Raw genomic sequence first — 19591 nt, 5'->3', positions numbered from 1 at the left:
TTAAATATAATTGTATATTTATGCTATAAGTAATTGTAAGCCTCGTTTAACCGCATCGTCTACTGAGTCAAATGTTTCTTTACTCAATGATTTTTCAACTTTTGTTAATTCTCGCTTAGAGTACCCTAAAGCTTCTAGAGCAAGCAAAGCTTCTTTAATAATCGGTGCATTAGCGTGGTCCTGAGTATCCATATTTAAAATTTGGCTACTGTCTACATCATTAATTTGGACCTTGCCTTTAAGATCCAATACAATTTGTCTCGCTGTTTTTTTGCCTATGCCAGGAAATTTTGTTAAGTAAGCATCATTTTCATTTTCAATTGCTATTTTGACATCGTTTGGTGAACTACTTGCGAGTATAGCCAATGCTGATTTAGGTCCGATGCCAGTTACCTTAATTAGGCTTAAAAACATATCTTTTTCTTCTTGATTTATAAAACCGTAAAGCAATTGTGCATCTTCTCGCACGATAAGTGATGTATGTACAACCACTTCATGGTCCATGTATTTCTGAAAACGATAAGAATTTGGCGTTTGTATTTCATAACCAACACCTGAAGCCTCAACAACTACGTGTGTAGGGTTTAATTCAGTTAATGTGCCTTTAATATATGCGTACATGAATACACTTCCTTATATAGTCATACTAATTAATTCCACTTTAGAAACATGATCAACGATTCTTAATGCTTCCATTACATCATCAATCTCTAAATCGGTACTTGTAGCATCCAATGAAAGTGTGATGGTTGCTCTACCTTCCATCGGTATACTTTGATGAATTGTCAAGACAGATAAATCTAAATTCGATAATGTATTCAGTACTTCTGCTAACATGCCTACAATATCATTTACGTATAATATCAACGTAAACTCTCTTGTTGATTCGATTTTTTCATCAATTGAAAATATCGTATCTCTGTATTTATAGAATGCACTTCTTGATAAATCAAATTGCTTAACAGCTTCAAATATGGACAGTGATGGATCATTTTTTAAGACTTCTTTTATCTTTAAAGTTTTCACAACAGATTCAGGTAATACATCCTCACGAATTAAGTAAAACTTTTTGTAATCTTTTTTGTCCATATTATGCACTCCTATTCAACAAATTCAAATTCTCCACCTAAAATTCTCACGATATCACCATTTCTACAACCACGTGCTCTTAAAGCATCATCAATACCCATTGAGCGCATTTGACGTGCGAAACGACGTACTGCTGGATCACTATTGAAATCAGTCATCTTGAACATTCTTTCAATTGCCTTACCACTAACAACGTATGCAGCATCATCATCTCTAGTAATAGTGAATTTATCTTGACTAGGCGTATGTTTATAAACAACTCTATTCACACCTAAATCTTCTTCCTCATCTTTACTGAAGTCAATGTCTTTAACTGCTTCTAATTTATCAGCAATCGCATAAAGTAATTCATCTATGTGGTCATGCTTAAATGTAGAAAGCGGTATAATGTGTACTGAATCGTCGTTTATTTCTTCTTTGAATAAAGCTAAATTATCTTCTGCATTCGGCATATCCATCTTATTTGCTACCACTATTTGTGGTCTTTCTTCTAAACGATGTTCATATGCGCTTAATTCTTCGTTAATTACTTTATAATCTTCATAGGGATCTCGTCCTTCAGAACCACTCATATCTATCATATGTACGATTACTTTAGTACGTTCAACATGTTTTAAAAATTGATGCCCTAATCCAACACCTTCGGAAGCACCTTCAATCAGACCTGGTAAGTCAGCCATAACAAAGCTTCTTTGATCTTTAGTAGATACTACACCTAAATTTGGTTTAATTGTAGTAAAGTGGTATGCTCCAATTTTAGGTTTAGCTTTAGAAACGATAGATAACAATGTTGATTTACCGACACTCGGAAAACCTACTAGTCCAACATCCGCAAGTAATTTCAACTCTAAGGTTACTTCAATTTCCTCGCCAGGTTCTCCGTTTTCACTAAAATCAGGCGCAGGGTTTCTTGGTGACGCAAATCGAGAGTTTCCGCGTCCTCCACGTCCCCCCTTAGCTACAACGGCACGTTGGCCATTTTCAACTAAATCTGCTAATACTTCTTCAGAATCTGCACTTTTAATAATAGTGCCTGGTGGTACCTTCAAGACAAGGTGTTCAGCGTTTTTACCGTGCATATTGCTGCTTTGACCACCGTCCCCTCTTTTAGCTTTGAAATGTGTTTGGTATCTAAAATCTAATAAAGTTCGTAAGCCTTCATCAACTTCAAATATAATAGACGCGCCATCTCCACCGTCACCACCGGCTGGCCCACCAAATGGTACATATTTTTCTCTGCGATAAGCTGTAATACCATTACCACCATCGCCTGCTTTAAGCGATATTTTAACTTGATCAACAAACATGATTTCACCTCTTTTTTTCAAATTTTAAACTTCTATATCTTTTTTATTATATCATTATCTCATTAACTAGAAAATAAAGACAAAAAATAAACACCAGAAGTGATCACTTCTGGTGTTAACGATGACAAAAATTACTCAGCTGCTGCGTATACAGAAACTTGTTTTTTGTCGCGACCTTTGCGTTCAAATTTAACAACGCCGTCGATTTTAGCGAATAATGTATCGTCGCCACCACGACCTACATTTTCACCAGGATAAATTTTAGTACCACGTTGGCGGAATAAAATAGAACCACCTGTAACGTATTGACCATCAGCACGTTTAGCTCCTAAACGTTTTGATTCTGAGTCACGACCGTTTTTTGTAGAACCAAGTCCTTTTTTAGATGAGAAAAATTGTAAGTTTAATTTTAACATATGCTTGCACCTCACTTATAATTTAGTCTAATATTTTCTTTATATTCCTCTTCAATTGTTTGCAATGATACGAGCATTGCTTGAAGAATTAATTGCGCTTGTTCATTTGTAGTGTCTACACTTCTAACGTGGAAATGTCCACCGTCATCATTGTAATCAATGTCGGGCTTCTCACTTGTTAATCCCATTATAGCATTAACACTTCCGAAGAGAACTGCGGATGCGCCTGCACAAACTATATCATGTCCATATTCGCCATGTTCTGCATGACCATCCATGATAACATCAGTTACTTGACCGGCATCGTTCAATGTAACATCAACAGTAATCATGATTACGCGTTGATTTTGTCGATTGTTAATTTAGTGTAAGGTTGACGATGACCTTTTTTACGTTTTGAGTCTTTACGACGTTTGTATGTGAATACAGTGATTTTTTTACCGCGACCTTGTTTTTGTACTGTAGCAGTAACTGAAGCACCTTCAACTGTTGGCACACCAACTTTAACTGCATCTCCACCTACAAATAATACTTTGTCAAAAGTAAATGAATCACCTTCGTTAACATCTAATTTCTCAACGAAGATTTCTTGTCCTTCTTCAACTTTAACTTGTTTTCCACCTGTTTCAATAATAGCAAACATACTTTGCACCTCCTAATAATTTAAGTCACGCCAAACTCAGGTGACATACATGTACTTTAACCTGAATCCGAGCGGTTGTATGTAGCTAAAAACTACTCAACTACTGCATTTTAGCATTACGATTACTTACTGTCAATCTTCATTTGTACTTTTCTGAAGAATTTAGTAATAATTGGATATAGTATCACTAATAAAATGAAATTTAATATTAGTGTTGGTATTAGTCTGAAAACAATAAAGTCTATAAAATTAAATGCAATTAAACCTAATATACTATAAATGATTGCAACGTATATTTCTAAGAATATCGTACTTAACCAAACCGTAATAAATAGCATCGTGTTATCTCTATAAAACGTTTTAAAGAAAAAGTCCATGATGACAACAAATAAAATGAAGCCAAATAAATATAATCCGTAAAAACTACCGAAATAAAGGTCCGTTACTATTCCAAATACAGCAGCTAAAATCATAGCAACACCAAAGCTTCTGTAAACACAAATTAATAGTAAATACATAAGCATCAAATGAGGTACAAAAACAATGTCCTTATCCCCTATTTGCATTGGAATGACTAACCCAATAACTGTGTCAATATAGAATAAAACTATACCGATTAGAAAGTAGTATAAAGCTCGCATTAATTATCCCCACTTCCATCGTCAGGTATCGTCTTAGGATCTCTTTTAGCTACATAAACATGGTTTAAGTCTGATAAATTAGCTGCCGTTTTAACTCGAACCTCTTTCGATAGCCCATACTCATCATTTTCAACTTTAGATACTTCTCCTATGTAAATACTGCTAGGTAGTTGATCCGCTAAACCACTCGTAACAACTTTATCTCCTTTTTTAATGCTATCTTTGTTATTAATATCAGTAATTACTAATTCTTCACTTTTCGAATCATAATGATCAATTAAACCAAAGACATTTTTACTATCGTGTTGGATATTTACTGATAATCGATTGGCACGTGTATTGGTTGAAATCAAATCAACCTGAGATGAAAATTGATTAACTTTAGAAATACGACCAACTAAGCCTTCTGATGTCATGACAGCCATATTATCTTGAATGCCATCTTTAGACCCTTGATTAATGATTAATGTATTCATCCACTGATCTGGATTCCTAGATAAAACCGTACTAGAGATGGGTTCAAACTTAGATATATCTTCAATATCCAATTCTTTTTTATACTTTTTATTTTCACTTTCTAATCTTTCATTTTCAGCTTCTAATTGCTTCAATTTTTTCGATTGCTCTTTTGAACCATCGTTTGAAAATAGATTATTAATTGATCCAGTCACAAATTGCACAGGATAACTTACCGCTTTTTGTCCAAACGCTACAGAATCCCCTACGTATTGTTCTACCGGTGATTGCGATTGCGAACGTAAAGACACGCCTATTAAGGCAATAAACACAATGATTGCACACAAAATAACAATCAATTTGTTGTTTTTAAAAAACTTTGACAACCTAAACACCTCTATTACACGACTATTTTATGTTCTTCTATCATTTTATATTACTCATAGTTTGAAATAAAGCACGAACCTCAATAATTTTCAAATCAGTTCTTTTTGTTTAGGTATTCTATTAATACAAACTTTAACAAACTACTTTTAATTAATATATAAGAGAACGATACATTGTATTATAACAATTTTCAACGTGAATAGTGTATTAAAATGATCGATATTAAATAAATAAAGTGCTAAGACGTATTATCTATATAAAACATAGTATAGTTACCCACTCATTGTTCAAATCTGAAACTACAATTCAAACAAATAAAAGTCGTTACATTATAATAAAATAAGCCTGAAACGTTTTGGTTTCAGACTTAATTACCTATGAACTAAATATTATGATTTATCTTCTTCTGAAGTTTCAGTGTTAGCGTTCTTTTCGGCTTCTTTTTCATCTTCTTTATATAATGTTTCTTCTTTTCTCCAACGTGCAAATAGATTTTGTGCTTTAGCTTGCTCATCTACTTTTTTATCATTAGATTTTTCTTCACTCATAATTAGACACCAACCTTTAACGTTTTTACTTATATAAGGCTAACGCATTTTAGCATAGAATTCAAACGCCTTACTCGTAGCTTGAAGGTGGTAATAGTTCTATATGTTCACCCAGTTGGTTTAAATCTTGCTCCATCTCTATTTCTGTTCTATATACTCTGATTGAATCTGAGCCAAATTTATAAATAATAAATTCATCTCCGCGCTGACCAGCTAAATAATCATCACTGTATCCCATCCTGTATATGCCAGATACAGACATGAATTCTTTTTTATCTATCCAATCAAAAACATTTTTAGTTTGGCTGAGTGGCACGTTATTCAATATATCATTATCTTTAACAGTATAACGTTGACCTCCAGCTAAATCTTTTTTCGTTTGCGTATGGTTTACAGATGGTTCATCGTTACTAACTGGATTCCATTGTTGGTCTTTTAAAAAAGGTGCATATTTAAGCGCAAAGAATACAATAATAACGATTGCTATAATTGCTACAATATTTTTAATGATGCTAAATATAAAACGCATGAACCATCCTCCTATTAAGTCATGTTAAATTATAAAATTTTACCCATAAAAAATCATCAGTCTGAAGTAGTATTTAAAAAGTTCCCCATAGATTGATGAATAGTCATTCAATTCATAGTACAATTAAAAGCAAAGGGAGTGAACATAGAATGAATATTTTATCTATAATCCTGCTTGCCCTCTTGGTTATACTATTATTTAGAGTAGGTTTATCTTTATTAAGAGTTTTAATATATATTGGAATCATTGTATTATGTATCTACTTAGGATATCAAGGAATTCTTTGGATCATGGATCATTTTAACTACTATTTCAACTTTATAAATTAAATTAATATTTATGAAATTGGAAAACAGTGAATAGATTCATTTGAGTAAGATGCATGTGAATAATCTGAGCCTGAGGCATGAATAGATGCCTCAGGCTTTTTTAATGCATAGTGATAAACATCTCTACGTTATAAAACTGTTTTTAACTCAAAATTAGCGATGGTTTTGCATGCGCTTTAGTTTATAGATGAACCGTAACATTGTCATCCATTCTTGAATTGGAGCATGAAATGATTAATCGAAATTTTGATTTTAGCTTTCTACATCAAATTATTTTTATAATGCATTCATGGTTAAAATTTAATCATACTTAATTCAGTCGTACATCAACTATTACTATATTTAAAAGAAACAACTTATTTTTTTACATTATTAGAAAGTATTTGATAAACATAATAACACGCGCTTAATAATAATGCCCATACGATTGATACAATGATTGCACTGATAACAGTATGCCATATCTCAATTTTCGCATGATTAAAGACAATAAATAAAATGGTTACTATTAAAACACTAATGATCGAGATGACAATTGTATTTATTGTCCGTTTCAAATTAATAGCTACTTTCTTTTTTGTCAGTTGCATTAAATATACAACTGGAATTAATAGCCCAATTAAAAATAAAATCCCCAAACATTCTCCCTCCTTAGTTAACTATTTCATTATACCTCATCTATTTTATAACAAAAAATTGAAATTAGACATTCTATTATATGTCAAAGTAACCTTCTTCAACCATACTTAAATATGTATGATCACCAATAATGACATGATCTAATAATTGTATGCCTAATATATCTCCACATTCTCGTAATCTATCTGTAGTTTTAATATCCTCTAGTGATGGTGTAGTATCGCCTGAAGGATGGTTATGGAGGACAATAATTGCATTACTTGCACATTTAACTGCTTCACTGTAGATTTCTCGAGGATGCACAATAGCACTATTCAATGTCCCCATAAAAATTGTTTTTTGCTTGATAATGATATTCTTAGAATTTAAAAATAACGCTATAAATTTTTCTTGAGTTAAATGTTCCATTTTCCCCATCATAAAGTCTGCTACATCTTTAGGGCTATTGATTTGAATTTTATCATCAACACTTCCAGAATGCATTCGTTCACCTAATTCAAAAGCAGCTTTTAAAGTGAGTGCTTTGTATAGTCCAACGCCTTTGATTTTATTTAAATCATTAATTGATAGATGCTTTAATTCTTTTAAATTCACAATAGATTTAAGTAATTCATTCGCAATATCTAAACTAGAATATCCTTTTCTACCAGTATTAATTAAAATTGCTAGTAATTCAGCATGTGATAGATGAGAGGCACCATAATTTAACATACGCTCCCTGGGTTTTTGATGATTTGCAAGATCATTTATTTTCATAAGAACTTCACTCCGTAGCTTATACTTTGTTGGAATATGATTGTGAGATTAAATGCAAGAAAGATAAAAGGAATCAGTGGTACACACTGTTTGGTATTTCTAAAAAATATGAAATGAAATAACGCAAATACGCCACCGATAATAAAAGTAAATAAAAAAAGGTATCTAAATAAAGAAAACGGCAGTGCTAATGCTAATACAGAGAAGACAAGAATGTCTCCGTATCCAATTGATTTATTACAAAAGAAATATATTAAATGAAGTAAACTACTTACGAGTAAAAAAGAAATGAAATGTATCGGTACTATAACACAAATACAAAATGTAAAAATAAACAGCATATGTAAGGGGATTGAAAAGGTAGCAATATCATAAAGTGCAAGCACAAGTAAGAATAAATAAATGAGTAAAAAAGTGGAATAATCTATGTTTAATAAAGTGTTATATTGTAGTACAAAAAATACTGGTAATAAAGCAAGACTTTCACCAACGAAATAACAACGATTGAGTTGTTTATTACAACATGTCGTTTTACCTCTTTGAAATAAAAAGCTAAATATCGGGATCATTTCATAAATTCGAAGTTGTCGATAACAATAATCGCAATGCGAACGTAATTTAAAGTAAGTCAAATCAAGCTTCTCTACAAAACTTAACTGATATAAATAACTAAATAAAATAGGGCAAATTAAAAACAATAGAAACACTTAAGCACCTCCTATCACTCATTATAAAATAATTTATTTATTAAATAACAAAATTAACAAAAACAGATAATATTAATATAATCTTAAATTTAAATTTATTTTTTGTTCTGAAATGAAAGTTATAATTAGCAATAGTTTGTATATACTCACTAAAATAAAGAAACAGCAATCAAATATAAATTTGATTGCTGTTTCTTTATTAATTCTAACTGAGACATTTTTAATGCATCATTAATCTTTTTGTATTTCTTCAACTGTTTCTTCTACTTCAGAACGTGATATTTTTTCACGTCCATTTTTCATCGCTTTAAGCGATTTATGTGCAAGTGCCAATGGTAAGCGACAAAATAATAATATTGTCTTTTTATTAATGTCTTTCATATAAGCATCAGCTTTAGCTAAATTATCTTCAGCATATTCGAACAAGTCATCTCTGTCCCAATCATCTGGAACAAAACTTACGCCTCGTTCTTCATAATCTTCATGTTGATTTCTCAGAATATTTACAGCTTGTAAACCTCGACCATATCCTATAGCTAAATCTCGGTCTGTTTTAACGCCAGCGCAAAGATCCCAAAGTTGTGAAAGCATCACACCAACAAGTCCTGCAACATAATATGTATAGTCATCTAAATCCGCTTTAGTATGGATATCCCAATTGACTTTCGCCCATTTTGCCATACCATACGCCATCTCACTTGAAGCCTCTAATACAACAGCTCTCGTATGTTCTGGACAAGCATCTATCCATTCGCCTAATCGTATTGTAACTTCAGGCATGTCATTTTTAACAGGCGCTAAAATTTGTAAATATTTATCCTCGTCGAATGTTTCCTTAAATAATTCACTTATTTGCATGAGCATATTGTATTTCATATCGTTACTTAATGCTTCATGGTCTTCAATTTCATCTATTGCTCGTAATACGAGATACGCAGAAGCTACCGTATGCTTTAATTCTTTTTCTAAAAAAGTAATCGGTATATAAAAAGTTCGGCTTGTCTCTTTTAAAACTCGCATTGCATCTTTTGGGAATTTCTTGTCTGCCATTTTATTCTCATACCTCCCCTTTGTAAATACTATCATATAACACCAAATTTAAATAGGAAATATATGTTTCATTTTTAGACGAAATTCAATACGCTTAGCGCCCGTTTACTACGTTGAATTTCTATCATAAATACATATTTTCTTCATAATAATATATTACCTCACACGTATATCATTGAAACTAAAACAACAACAGGCTGAAACATCAATGATGTCTCAGCCTGTTAATCTTAAAGTTACGCTTCACTAAAGAACTTTAACATTAGTAAACCATATAGAATTTTAGTAGCACTTACGAATAAGTTTCAGTTTAGGTAGTATTAAACTCAAGCTCATATAACTAGACATATTGCTATACTTTAATATATGCATCATTTATGTCCTAATTGCTCTCATTAAAATTCACTTTAGATTTTACTTCGCTAATAAAGTATAAACTGCCAGTAATGATTAAACCTTCACCCTCATAAGTTTCTATAAACTTAACATAATCATCAACAAGTGCTTTTTGATCGTATCTGACGTCTTCAAAAATCTCTTCTTTTGTTAAGGCTTTCGGGAAATCAAAATCAGTAATATAGAATGTCGATGCAATCGTTTTAAGTTGATCTACCATGGCATTGATGGGCTTTCCTTTAATTGCTGAAAACAAGATATCTATATTTTCTATGTTGTAATATTGCTTAATTGTGCTAATTAACGCTTCTACGCTTTCTACATTATGCGCTCCATCCATAATCATTAAAGGCTGATCTTTTACTTGTTCAATTCTACCAGTCCAACTTACGGATTCTATACCATCTATCATTTTATTGAAATCTAAATCAACGATACCATCTTCATTTAATTCAATTAATGCCGTAATCGCTAGAGCTGCATTTTCTTTTTGATGTTCACCGACCATATTCAGAAGTAGTGTTTCTAATTCATAATCTTTATAGCGATAAGTAAATTCTTCATCTTCTGAAATAATACTAATATCGCGATCTAATTCGATGCCTTCAGCCTCTTGTTGCTCAACATAATCTCTAATCACTTTAAGTGCTTCATCGTTTTTCACGGCATAAATAACAGGTGTATTAGGTTTAACGATAGCGCCTTTGTCTTTCGCGATATCTACATAAGTATCACCTAAAAGGTCTGTATGATCTAACCCAATACTTGTAAGGATTGATAATATTGGTTTAAATACATTAGTCGAATCATTTTTAATACCTAATCCTGCTTCGACTATAACAAAATCTACTGGATGAATTTCTCCAAAATATAAAAACATCATTGTTGTTATAATTTCAAATTCGGTAGCAGTGCCAAGTTCTGTTTCTATTTCTAATGCTTCACTGACGGGTTTGACGTGTTGAACGAGTGCAACAATCTCATCATCACTTATTGGATTCCCATTTAAACTAATGCGTTCATTGAAGGTCTCGATAAATGGTGAAGTGAATGTGCCCACTTCATATCCGTTATCAACAAGTGCTGATCTCAAATATGAAACGGTCGATCCTTTACCATTTGTACCACCTACATGAATACCATTTATATTAAATTGTGGATTATTCAAGCGCTCTAGCATCCATTCCATGCGTTTGACGCCTGGCTTTATACCAAACTTAGTTCGCTCGTGTATCCAATATAAGCTATCTAGGTAATTCATCTTAAGGACTCCTATGCTTTTAATTGATTAATTCGTAATTTAACACCATCATATTTCTCTTGATAGGTTTGCTTTTTCTCACGTTCTTCATTAATCACTTTTTCAGGTGCTTTATTGACGAAGTTTTCATTTGCTAATTTTTTATTTACTCGATCTAGCTCTTTTTCCCATTTTAAAAGTTCATTTTCTAAACGTGCAATCTCTTTATCCATATCAATCAAACCTTCTAATGGAAGTACAACTTCACCGGCTGTCGTTACAGATGTCATTGCTTTTTCAGGAATTTCAATTGTTGTATCAATCGTTAATTCACTTGGATGACAAAATCTATCTATATAATTTGAATTATTCAACAATGTTTCTTTAATATTTTCATCTTTTGCTTTAATGAAAATTGGAATCGCCTTAGATAAAGGTGTATCCACTTCTAAGCGTGACTGTCTCACAGATTTTATAATTTCAACGAGTTGCTGCATTGTTTCTTTACTGTCATCAAAAACAAGCGCTTCGTTTACTTTTGGCCAAGCAGCTTTAACAATTGTTTCACCTTCGTGAGGTAAATTTTGCCAAATTTGTTCAGTCACAAATGGCATGAATGGGTGTAGCATTCTCATCGTATTATCTAGTACATAAGTAAGTACAGAGCGCGTGATTTGTTTCTGTGCTTCGTCTTCACCATTCATTGGTATCTTACTCATTTCAATATACCAATCACAGAATTCATCCCATATGAAATTATATAACGTTCTGCCTACTTCACCAAACTCATATTTATCACTTAATTCCGTTACATTCTCAATTGTTTCGTTTAAGCGAGTTAAAATCCACTTGTCAGCAAGTGATAAATCACCTGATAAGTCAACTTGTTCTACCGTAAAGTCTTCACCAATATTCATAATACTGAATCTCGCAGCATTCCAAATTTTGTTAATAAAATTCCATATAGACTCCACTTTTTCAGTAGAATAACGTAAATCATGACCTGGTGACGATCCTGTGGCTAAGAAATAGCGTAAACTATCAGCGCCATATTCATCAATAACATCCATTGGGTCAACACCATTACCGAGCGATTTACTCATCTTACGGCCATCTTCCGCACGAACCAATCCATGTAATAATACATCATTGAACGGACGTTTTCCAGTAAATTCTAATCCTTGGAAAATCATTCTAGCTACCCAGAAAAAGATAATATCATAACCAGTCACTAAAGCATTTGTTGGGAAATAACGTTGGAAGTCATCTGCTTCGACATCAGGCCAGCCTAGTGTAGAAAACGGCCATAAAGCACTGGAGAACCAAGTATCCAAGACATCTTCATCTTGTACCCAGTTTTCAATATCTTCTGGTTCATGCTCACCTACAAATATTTCACCAGTTTCCTTATGGTACCATGCTGGAATTTGATGCCCCCACCAAAGTTGTCTAGATATTGTCCAATCTCGAATTTCTTCCATCCAACGATTAAATGTTTTTTCAAAGCGGGCTGGAACAAAATCGATTCTGTCGTCTGTTTTTTGGTTATTTAATGCTTGTTCAGCAAGTGGTTTCATCTTAACGAACCATTGCGTAGATAAATAAGGTTCTACGACTGCACCAGAACGCTCAGAATGACCAACTGAATGTTCATGCTCTTCAATTTTAATGACTAGGTTTTCCGCTTCTAAATCTTTTACTAATTGTTCACGACAATCAAAACGATCCATGCCTTGGTATTTATCAGCTTTGTCATTCATCTTACCTGATTCATCCATGACAATAATACGCTCTAAATCATGTCGATTACCTATTTCAAAATCATTTGGGTCATGCGCAGGTGTAACTTTCATCGCACCACTACCAAATTCAATATCTACATATTCATCAGCCAATATTGGTAATTCTCTACCTACAATAGGTAAAATAACTGTTTTACCTATTACGTCTTTATAACGTTCATCATTCGGGTTAACCACAATTGCAGTGTCACCTAACATCGTTTCTGGACGCGTCGTTGCAATTTCAATATAACCATTACCATCTGCATAAGGATATTTAAAATGGTAAAATTTGCCTTGCACATCTTCATGTATAACTTCAATATCAGATAAAGCCGTGCGCGCAATAGGATCCCAATTAATAATATATTCGCCACGATAAATCAAGCCTTTATTGTACATATCAACGAATACTTTTTTAACTGCTTTACTTAAACCTTCATCCAATGTGAATCTTTCTCTACTATAATCTAGACCAAGACCAAGTTTAGCCCATTGTTGTCTGATAAAGTTTGCATATTCCTCTTTCCAGTCCCATGCTTGCTCCAAGAATTTTTCTCTTCCTAAATCATGTCGAGATAAACCTTGTTCATTTAATTTTGCTTCTACTTTAGCTTGTGTCGCAATGCCTGCATGATCCATGCCTGGCAGATATAAGGTATCGTAACCCTGCATGCGTTTCATACGTGTCAATATATCTTGTAATGTTGTATCCCAAGCATGACCAAGATGTAATTTACCAGTTACATTTGGAGGCGGAATAACGATTGTATATGTTTCTTTAGATTGATCATCTTTTGCTTTAAAATATCCACTGTTTACCCATTGGTCATAACGTCCAGACTCAACTTCCCTTGGATTATATTTTGGTTTCATTTCCATGTGTTAAAATCCTCCTTAAAAATAAAAATATCCGCCCTATCAAAATAGGACGGATATTCCGTGGTACCACCTAAATTCAAGAAATTACAAACTAATTTCAAGCACTTAATTACATGATTAACGCTCAAGCACGCTTTAACCTATTAAACAGATATCTTCATATGATTAGTGTTCAGTTAAAGTTCAATGTGGGCTACCTTCAATAAGTTAAATTGTACATTTTCAGCATTCTTGTACTCTCTGTTAAATTCAAGCCTATTTACTCTTCCCAGTAGACAATATTTATTTACTTAATTATAGTATAATGGATGTTAAAATAAGTCAATAAAATGGAGTGAAATTTATGAACGACTGTGCATTTGGTACCAAAGATCCAATCTATTTAAAATATCATGACGAAGTATGGGGGCAACCACTATATGATAGTCTCAAATTGTTTAAACTCTTAGCACTAGAATCTCAACATGCTGGTCTTTCATGGTTAACAATATTAAAGAAAAAAGAATCCTATGAACAAGCATTTTATGATTTCGATCCTCATCAAATTGTAAAAATGACAGATAAGGATATTGATCAATTAATGACTTTCCCTAATATCGTACATAACAGAAAAAAATTAGAAGCAATTGTAAGTCAAGCAAAAGGTTACTTTGAAATTGAAAAAGACTACGGTAGTTTCAGTGATTATTTATGGTCAACTGTTGATTATGAACCCATTAATTGTGGTTACAAACAACCTAGTGACCGAATTACTGTAGATGAACGTGCAACAAAACTTTCAAAATCTTTAAAAAGTTATGGGTTCAAATTTTTAGGTCCAGTAACAGTTTTTTCATTTTTAGAGGCTGCTGGATTGTATAATGCGCATTTGCAGTCTTGTCCAAACAATCCGATTTATAACCATAACTAAATAATTAGATGATTAAAATTTGTTAAACTAAATTACTTGTAAAAGTGACTCGTATATATTCATAACCTATATGCTTATTTTTAAATAAAAAAATACTTTTCAATGATTTCATTTGTTATAAGTAAAATGAAATCATTAAAAAGTACATCGCTGTTTCATAATGTAATTAATAGATTATTTATTTTGTTGGCTTTCTGAATGCCACCATAATGAATCTTTAGGGTTTTCAACAGCTATTTTAAATTCTTTTTCATTAGAAACAGTTGGATAAGAGCCTTTTAAAGACTGTTTTGAAGTGTCTTTAAATAAAAACACGACAACTATAAGGCCAATAATACTCACTATTAACCAATAAAAGCCTGGGGCAATGTTGTTTCCAGTTTCATGTACCAACCATGTCGCTACTAAAGGTGTCGTACCACCAAACACAGACACTGAAATGTTAAATGTCCAAGACAGTGTTCTATAACGAACATTTGAAAAGAATAGTGTCGGTAGTGTGCCTGGCATTGTGCCTTCGTAGACTGATAATACGATACCGATCATTAGTAGACCTATAAATAAGAATATTAAGTTACCCATATTTAAAAATTGGAATGAAATTAATGATAATCCCCTTAAAATGTCTGATTATTATTTTATGCATTTTGTTTTCATTAAAAAATAACCTTCTATTCATAGAAGGTTATTTGTGAACATATTTCATTTTAAAATACCTAATCAAACTCAATAGTAAATCAATAAATTCTAATAGCTCTAAGAATGTGATCTATCTATATATATGAGTAAATGACCTAATAAAGGTGCAATTAAGAATAAAATAAAGAATATCCTAAAAATATGATAACTCGATATCAGCGCCACATCGGCACCTGTTTCAATTGCTACTAATACGATTTGGCTCATGCCACCAGGTGCAGCACCAAGGAACAATTCATTTACAGAATGATTAGACACCATCGAAATTAGCAACACCATGATAAAGGCAAGTAATATCAAAAGTACATTTTGAAATGCAATCGCAACTGCAATTCTCCCTTTCATTTGATCTAGCAACTTAGCTATTTGTAGACCAATGCGAATCATATAGATCACCTGGGCCGACGCAATAATATAATTATCTAGAGTAAATGTTACACCTGTAATTAAATTCCAACTAATAAGTACTATAATCGGTGCTAGTAACTGTTTCGTTGGAAAATTAATCTTACTCATTATGATATAAACAATAAAAACTGCTAATGCTAAAAGTAATATTTGGGGAATTGATACTGCATCTGTCAGTACCTTCGTTGTCGCCTTTTCAGGGCTACCATTACTACCATTATCTCTGAAAAAGTAAGAAATAAATGGTACTAGAATAACTACAAAAATAATCCTTGAAGTTTGTGTCAAACTGACTACCATAATATTTGCTCTTTTATTTTCTTCCGCCATGATTAACATTTGACTTAAAGCCCCTGGAATCACACTAAGAATAGCAGTTTCCGTATTAACTTTGGCAATTTTTTTGAAAAAGAATGCTATCACTAATGCTAGGGCTAACAACATGACAGTAATCAAAATAATCGTTAACCAATCATCTTTAATATCTAATATTACATTTTTAGTGAAAGTTGAACCAATTTGAACACCTAGCAAAACCAAACCTATCTGACTAAGCCAAAATGGCCATTCAATCTCTAGACGAAAGACCCTCACACAAATCACACTTGCAATAATAGGACCAAACATGAATGGCAACAATATATGCGCTGCGTTTAATATCAAACTTAATATCACGGCGAACAGTAATACGATCATATTATTTCTTAATTGCTTATTCATGTTCTCACAACTTTCATCATTATCGTCAATCACAGTAAATCCAAATAAAATGCCCGCTCAACACATTGGTTGCTCGGGCATCATTTAAACTTTATACAATTCGACTTAATGCTGTATCAAATGCTTGTATGGTTTTGTTAATATCTTCTTCAGTATGTGAAGTAGAAAGGAACGTTCCTTCAAATTGTGAAGGTGGTAAAAATACGCCCTCTTTTGCCATTTCTCTATACATTTGGCTAAACATTTCTAAATCGCTATTGTTAGCTTGTTCAAAATTCGTTACTGGCCCTGCATTTAAGAAATATCCTATCATAGAACCAGCACGATTTACAGTGATTGGCACATTATGTTTGGCAAAAACATCTTTTAAGCCTTGCTCTAGTAAATCACCTAATTTATTGAAATAGTCATACGTTTCAGGTGTTAATTGACTTAATGTTTCGTAGCCGCTCGTCATGGCTAATGGATTACCGGATAATGTACCAGCTTGATAAATATCACCTGTTGGGGCAATTTGATCCATAATTTCTTTTTTACCTCCGAATGCGCCTACTGGCAATCCACCACCGATTACTTTACCTAAGCAAGTTAAATCAGGAGTGACATCGAAGTATCCTTGTGCACAGTTATATCCTACACGGAATCCAGTCATTACCTCATCGAAAATCAATAACGAACCATACGCTGTTGTGATATCTCTTAAGCCTTGTAAAAAACCTTCAACTGGAGGTACCACACCCATGTTACCAGCTACAGGCTCAACAATTACGCCTGCGATATCGTCACCGAATTCTTCAAACGCAACTTTGATTGCATCTAAATCATTATAAGGTACTGTAATTGTGTTTTTTGCAATACCTTCTGGCACACCCGGTGAATCAGGTAATCCAAGTGTTGCTACACCAGAACCAGCTTTTATTAATAGTGAGTCACTATGACCATGGTAACAACCTACAAATTTCACAATTTTATTTCTACCTGTATAACCACGAGCCAAGCGTAATGTATCTAACGTCGCCTCAGTACCTGAAGATACCATACGCACTTTTTCTATAGATGGTACACGTTCGATAACAAGTTCAGCTAATTTATTCTCCTGTAATGTTGAAGCACCAAAACTTGTTCCTTTGTCCACCGCTTCATGTATCTTTTCAATGACTTGTTTATTTTTGTGTCCTAAAATTAAAGGACCCCAACTTAATACATAATCGATGTATTCATTACCATCAATATCATAAATTCTTGAACCTTCACCATGATCCATAAATATGGCTGGTGTATCAACAGATTTAAATGCTCTTACTGGACTGTTTACACCACCAGGCATTAATTCTTCGGCTTTAGCCATTGCTTTTTCTGAGTTACTGTAACGCATTCACATAACCTCCTAATCACTATTGTTCGTCTAAATAACGACAAATATCTTTTGAAAAATACGTAATAATCATATCCGCACCAGCACGTTTCATGGAAGTCATTTGTTCCATAACAACTGCTTTTTCGTCTATCCAACCATTCAATGATGCGGCTTTAGTCATACTGTACTCACCACTTACATTATATGCAACAACTGGAACGTTCGTAGTATTTCTAACATCTCTAATAATATCTAAGAAGCTAAGGGCTGGCTTAACAATCATCATATCTGCGCCCTCACGTAAATCACTATCTAGTTCTCTCAATGCTTCTCTACGATTAGCTGGATCCATTTGATAAGTCTTACGATCTCCAAACTGTGGTGTTGATTCTGCAGCATCACGGAAAGGACCAAAGAAACTTGATGCATATTTAATTCCGTAACTCATAATTGGGACATTATAATATCCAGCGTCATCTAGACCTGCTCTGATTTCAGCAACAAAGCCGTCCATCATATTACTAGGTGCAATGATATCCGCACCAGCTTCAACTTGTGATATAGCTGTTTTCACTAATAATGGTAGTGATTTATCGTTATCTACATCTTTCGTTTGTTCATTAATGACACCACAATGACCGTGGTCTGTATATTCACATAAGCATGTATCTGCAACAACTAATAAGTCATCATACATAGCCTTTGCTTTTCTTGTAGCTTCTTGAACAATCCCATTATGATCATATGCACCTGTTCCTATAGCATCTTTTTCATTTGGAACGCCGAAAAACATAACACCTCTAATGCCTAAATCATATGCTTCTTTAATTTCTTCGTCTAATACATTTAAGCTTAATTGGTAAACGCCAGGCAATGATTTAATTTCTTCTTTAACATTATCACGTTCTACTACAAAGATTGGATAAATTAAATCTTCTTTGTTCACATGTGTTTCTCTAACTAAATTTCTCATTGATTTACTACTACGTAAACGTCTATGTCTATCAAATTGCATTTTCTTCCCAACTTTCTAAAATTTTATTAACTAAAGCATCTAATGTCTGTATATCAGCAACGATACCTTGTTTTTGATAATGATTCAATGTATCTAGCGTTTGTTGCCCTATCACAAAATAATTATTAAATGATACGTTTTGATTATCTTCAAAAAAATAACGCACTGCGGATGAACTTGCGAATGTAATTGCATCCACTTTGCCTTGCTCAATCAACATTTTAACATGCTTAATATGCTTTGTATGTGGCACAGGCTCATATAAATCAATCTTTTGAACATTATAATTTTGTTGTTTCAATCCTTCTTCAAGCGTGGACCTAGCAGCTGCGCTAGAAGGTAATAAAATATTGCTTTGTTCATGTGTTTTAAATGCTTTCAGAAATCCTTCTTGCGAATAGTCTTTAGGACAAAATGATACTTTCAATCCAATTGAAGTACAATAATCTGCAGTTTTTTCACCAATCACAGCAATTTTTTTGTAATTCAGTTTAGATAAGTAGGGTTTGAAGTATTCCACAGCTTTTTTGGACGAAAAAATAAGCCAGTCATAATTAACATCGAGTAAATTCAGATTAAATGATAACGGTTCTACATTTATGAAAGGTTTATGTAGTATACATACATCTGATTTATAAAATTCACTCGTTTGAGTCATTACTATAACTGGTCTCATTTATTTTCAC

General features: G+C 33.0%; 22 protein-coding genes, 1 pseudogene and 2 other annotated features. Of the genes and pseudogenes, 2 read left to right on the top strand and 21 right to left on the bottom strand.

Going from position 1 to position 19591, the window contains the following annotated elements:
- Positions 1 to 18: 18 nt before the first annotated feature.
- The 10 genes from ruvA to M1D64_RS05770 all read right to left on the bottom strand — a co-directional run bounded on the left by ruvA (position 19) and on the right by M1D64_RS05770 (position 6016).
- Positions 19 to 621 carry a Holliday junction branch migration protein RuvA gene (gene ruvA / locus M1D64_RS05815; RefSeq protein WP_041080565.1) on the bottom strand — a complete coding sequence of 201 codons (603 nt, stop codon included), beginning with the start codon at positions 619 to 621 and terminating at the stop codon, positions 19 to 21.
- A gap of 12 nt (positions 622 to 633) precedes the next feature.
- Positions 634 to 1089 (bottom strand): ACT domain-containing protein, encoded by a 456-nt coding sequence (locus M1D64_RS05810; protein ID WP_002483093.1) that lies wholly within the window; start codon positions 1087 to 1089, stop codon positions 634 to 636.
- Between the two features lie 11 nt (positions 1090 to 1100).
- Positions 1101 to 2396: a GTPase ObgE gene (gene obgE, locus M1D64_RS05805; protein ID WP_037538322.1), complete on the bottom strand. Its 1296-nt coding sequence runs from the start codon at positions 2394 to 2396 to the stop codon at positions 1101 to 1103.
- A gap of 131 nt (positions 2397 to 2527) precedes the next feature.
- Entirely contained in the window at positions 2528 to 2812 is a 285-nt protein-coding gene (gene rpmA, locus M1D64_RS05800; protein ID WP_002483091.1) for a 50S ribosomal protein L27, read from the bottom strand.
- An 11-nt stretch (positions 2813 to 2823) separates the two neighbouring features.
- Positions 2824 to 3144: a ribosomal-processing cysteine protease Prp gene (locus M1D64_RS05795; RefSeq protein ID WP_002483090.1), complete on the bottom strand. Its 321-nt coding sequence runs from the start codon at positions 3142 to 3144 to the stop codon at positions 2824 to 2826.
- 2 nt (positions 3145 to 3146) lie between these two features.
- The gene (gene rplU / locus M1D64_RS05790) at positions 3147 to 3455 is read right to left on the bottom strand and encodes a 50S ribosomal protein L21 (protein WP_075339794.1); all 309 of its coding nucleotides are present in this window, start codon (positions 3453 to 3455) and stop codon (positions 3147 to 3149) included.
- 13 nt (positions 3456 to 3468) lie between these two features.
- Positions 3469 to 3542 (bottom strand) — a sequence feature (ribosomal protein L21 leader region).
- Positions 3543 to 3577: 35 nt separating this feature from the next.
- Positions 3578 to 4096 carry a rod shape-determining protein MreD gene (gene mreD / locus M1D64_RS05785; protein ID WP_002483088.1) on the bottom strand — a complete coding sequence of 173 codons (519 nt, stop codon included), beginning with the start codon at positions 4094 to 4096 and terminating at the stop codon, positions 3578 to 3580.
- On the bottom strand, positions 4096 to 4938 hold the full coding sequence (gene mreC, locus M1D64_RS05780; protein ID WP_037538318.1) for a rod shape-determining protein MreC: 843 nt from the start codon (positions 4936 to 4938) through the stop codon (positions 4096 to 4098). The genes mreD and mreC overlap by 1 nt, the downstream gene beginning before the upstream one ends.
- 390 nt (positions 4939 to 5328) lie before the next feature.
- Positions 5329 to 5487: a hypothetical protein gene (locus tag M1D64_RS05775; RefSeq protein WP_002483086.1), complete on the bottom strand. Its 159-nt coding sequence runs from the start codon at positions 5485 to 5487 to the stop codon at positions 5329 to 5331.
- Between the two features lie 70 nt (positions 5488 to 5557).
- Positions 5558 to 6016, bottom strand: coding sequence for a DUF4930 family protein (locus M1D64_RS05770; protein WP_011302941.1), 459 nt, complete (start codon positions 6014 to 6016; stop codon positions 5558 to 5560).
- 149 nt (positions 6017 to 6165) lie between these two features.
- Here M1D64_RS05770 and M1D64_RS05765 point away from each other — a divergent pair, with 149 nt between their 5' ends.
- Entirely contained in the window at positions 6166 to 6345 is a 180-nt protein-coding gene (locus M1D64_RS05765) for a hypothetical protein (RefSeq protein WP_011302940.1), read from the top strand.
- A gap of 356 nt (positions 6346 to 6701) precedes the next feature.
- Here the strand turns inward: M1D64_RS05765 and M1D64_RS05760 are convergent, their stop codons facing one another.
- The 6 genes from M1D64_RS05760 to M1D64_RS05735 form a co-directional block, all read right to left on the bottom strand.
- Entirely contained in the window at positions 6702 to 6983 is a 282-nt protein-coding gene (locus M1D64_RS05760) for a hypothetical protein (RefSeq protein ID WP_011302939.1), read from the bottom strand.
- 76 nt (positions 6984 to 7059) lie between these two features.
- Positions 7060 to 7740, bottom strand: a complete 681-nt coding sequence (gene radC / locus M1D64_RS05755; RefSeq protein ID WP_041080563.1) for a RadC family protein — start codon at positions 7738 to 7740, stop codon at positions 7060 to 7062.
- Positions 7737 to 8447, bottom strand: coding sequence for a prepilin peptidase (locus tag M1D64_RS05750; RefSeq protein WP_075339795.1), 711 nt, complete (start codon positions 8445 to 8447; stop codon positions 7737 to 7739). The genes radC and M1D64_RS05750 overlap by 4 nt, the downstream gene beginning before the upstream one ends.
- A gap of 231 nt (positions 8448 to 8678) precedes the next feature.
- Entirely contained in the window at positions 8679 to 9497 is an 819-nt protein-coding gene (locus M1D64_RS05745; protein ID WP_041079985.1) for a squalene/phytoene synthase family protein, read from the bottom strand.
- Positions 9498 to 9879: 382 nt separating this feature from the next.
- The gene (locus tag M1D64_RS05740; protein WP_011302935.1) at positions 9880 to 11154 is read right to left on the bottom strand and encodes a bifunctional folylpolyglutamate synthase/dihydrofolate synthase; all 1275 of its coding nucleotides are present in this window, start codon (positions 11152 to 11154) and stop codon (positions 9880 to 9882) included.
- Between the two features lie 11 nt (positions 11155 to 11165).
- Positions 11166 to 13796 carry a valine--tRNA ligase gene (locus tag M1D64_RS05735; protein ID WP_002483080.1) on the bottom strand — a complete coding sequence of 877 codons (2631 nt, stop codon included), beginning with the start codon at positions 13794 to 13796 and terminating at the stop codon, positions 11166 to 11168.
- A gap of 42 nt (positions 13797 to 13838) precedes the next feature.
- Positions 13839 to 14081 (bottom strand) — a binding site (T-box leader).
- Positions 14082 to 14139: 58 nt separating this feature from the next.
- On the opposite strand from M1D64_RS05735, the gene M1D64_RS05730 reads away from it, so the two are divergent.
- Complete coding sequence (locus M1D64_RS05730) at positions 14140 to 14706, top strand: DNA-3-methyladenine glycosylase I (RefSeq protein WP_002483079.1); 567 nt, start codon at positions 14140 to 14142, stop codon at positions 14704 to 14706.
- 174 nt (positions 14707 to 14880) lie between these two features.
- Here M1D64_RS05730 and M1D64_RS05725 read toward each other — a convergent pair.
- The 5 genes and pseudogenes from M1D64_RS05725 to M1D64_RS05705 form a co-directional block, all read right to left on the bottom strand.
- A pseudogene (locus tag M1D64_RS05725) lies at positions 14881 to 15315 on the bottom strand (MFS transporter); the annotation flags it as partial.
- A 147-nt stretch (positions 15316 to 15462) separates the two neighbouring features.
- On the bottom strand, positions 15463 to 16533 hold the full coding sequence (locus tag M1D64_RS05720; RefSeq protein ID WP_129334894.1) for an AbrB family transcriptional regulator: 1071 nt from the start codon (positions 16531 to 16533) through the stop codon (positions 15463 to 15465).
- Positions 16534 to 16624: 91 nt separating this feature from the next.
- Positions 16625 to 17908: a glutamate-1-semialdehyde 2,1-aminomutase gene (hemL, locus tag M1D64_RS05715; RefSeq protein WP_002483076.1), complete on the bottom strand. Its 1284-nt coding sequence runs from the start codon at positions 17906 to 17908 to the stop codon at positions 16625 to 16627.
- Between the two features lie 19 nt (positions 17909 to 17927).
- Positions 17928 to 18905, bottom strand: coding sequence for a porphobilinogen synthase (gene hemB / locus M1D64_RS05710; protein ID WP_002483075.1), 978 nt, complete (start codon positions 18903 to 18905; stop codon positions 17928 to 17930).
- Positions 18895 to 19581: a uroporphyrinogen-III synthase gene (locus M1D64_RS05705; protein WP_011302931.1), complete on the bottom strand. Its 687-nt coding sequence runs from the start codon at positions 19579 to 19581 to the stop codon at positions 18895 to 18897. The genes hemB and M1D64_RS05705 overlap by 11 nt, the downstream gene beginning before the upstream one ends.
- Positions 19582 to 19591 lie beyond the last annotated feature (10 nt).

This window comes from Staphylococcus sp. Z5-21 (genome assembly GCF_056529615.1).
This window is presented reverse-complemented; position numbering and strand designations above follow the sequence as displayed.

Coding starts and splice junctions, on each gene's coding strand:
- ruvA (WP_041080565.1), bottom strand. CDS start 621: ATGTACGCATATATTAAAGGCACATTAACTGAATTAAACCCTACACAC.
- M1D64_RS05810 (WP_002483093.1), bottom strand. CDS start 1,089: ATGGACAAAAAAGATTACAAAAAGTTTTACTTAATTCGTGAGGATGTA.
- obgE (WP_037538322.1), bottom strand. CDS start 2,396: ATGTTTGTTGATCAAGTTAAAATATCGCTTAAAGCAGGCGATGGTGGT.
- rpmA (WP_002483091.1), bottom strand. CDS start 2,812: ATGTTAAAATTAAACTTACAATTTTTCTCATCTAAAAAAGGACTTGGT.
- M1D64_RS05795 (WP_002483090.1), bottom strand. CDS start 3,144: ATGATTACTGTTGATGTTACATTGAACGATGCCGGTCAAGTAACTGAT.
- rplU (WP_075339794.1), bottom strand. CDS start 3,455: ATGTTTGCTATTATTGAAACAGGTGGAAAACAAGTTAAAGTTGAAGAA.
- mreD (WP_002483088.1), bottom strand. CDS start 4,096: ATGCGAGCTTTATACTACTTTCTAATCGGTATAGTTTTATTCTATATT.
- M1D64_RS05775 (WP_002483086.1), bottom strand. CDS start 5,487: ATGAGTGAAGAAAAATCTAATGATAAAAAAGTAGATGAGCAAGCTAAA.
- M1D64_RS05770 (WP_011302941.1), bottom strand. CDS start 6,016: ATGCGTTTTATATTTAGCATCATTAAAAATATTGTAGCAATTATAGCA.
- M1D64_RS05765 (WP_011302940.1), top strand. CDS start 6,166: ATGAATATTTTATCTATAATCCTGCTTGCCCTCTTGGTTATACTATTA.
- radC (WP_041080563.1), bottom strand. CDS start 7,740: ATGAAAATAAATGATCTTGCAAATCATCAAAAACCCAGGGAGCGTATG.
- M1D64_RS05745 (WP_041079985.1), bottom strand. CDS start 9,497: ATGGCAGACAAGAAATTCCCAAAAGATGCAATGCGAGTTTTAAAAGAG.
- M1D64_RS05740 (WP_011302935.1), bottom strand. CDS start 11,154: ATGAATTACCTAGATAGCTTATATTGGATACACGAGCGAACTAAGTTT.
- M1D64_RS05735 (WP_002483080.1), bottom strand. CDS start 13,796: ATGGAAATGAAACCAAAATATAATCCAAGGGAAGTTGAGTCTGGACGT.
- M1D64_RS05730 (WP_002483079.1), top strand. CDS start 14,140: ATGAACGACTGTGCATTTGGTACCAAAGATCCAATCTATTTAAAATAT.
- M1D64_RS05720 (WP_129334894.1), bottom strand. CDS start 16,533: ATGAATAAGCAATTAAGAAATAATATGATCGTATTACTGTTCGCCGTG.
- hemL (WP_002483076.1), bottom strand. CDS start 17,908: ATGCGTTACAGTAACTCAGAAAAAGCAATGGCTAAAGCCGAAGAATTA.
- hemB (WP_002483075.1), bottom strand. CDS start 18,905: ATGCAATTTGATAGACATAGACGTTTACGTAGTAGTAAATCAATGAGA.
- M1D64_RS05705 (WP_011302931.1), bottom strand. CDS start 19,581: ATGAGACCAGTTATAGTAATGACTCAAACGAGTGAATTTTATAAATCA.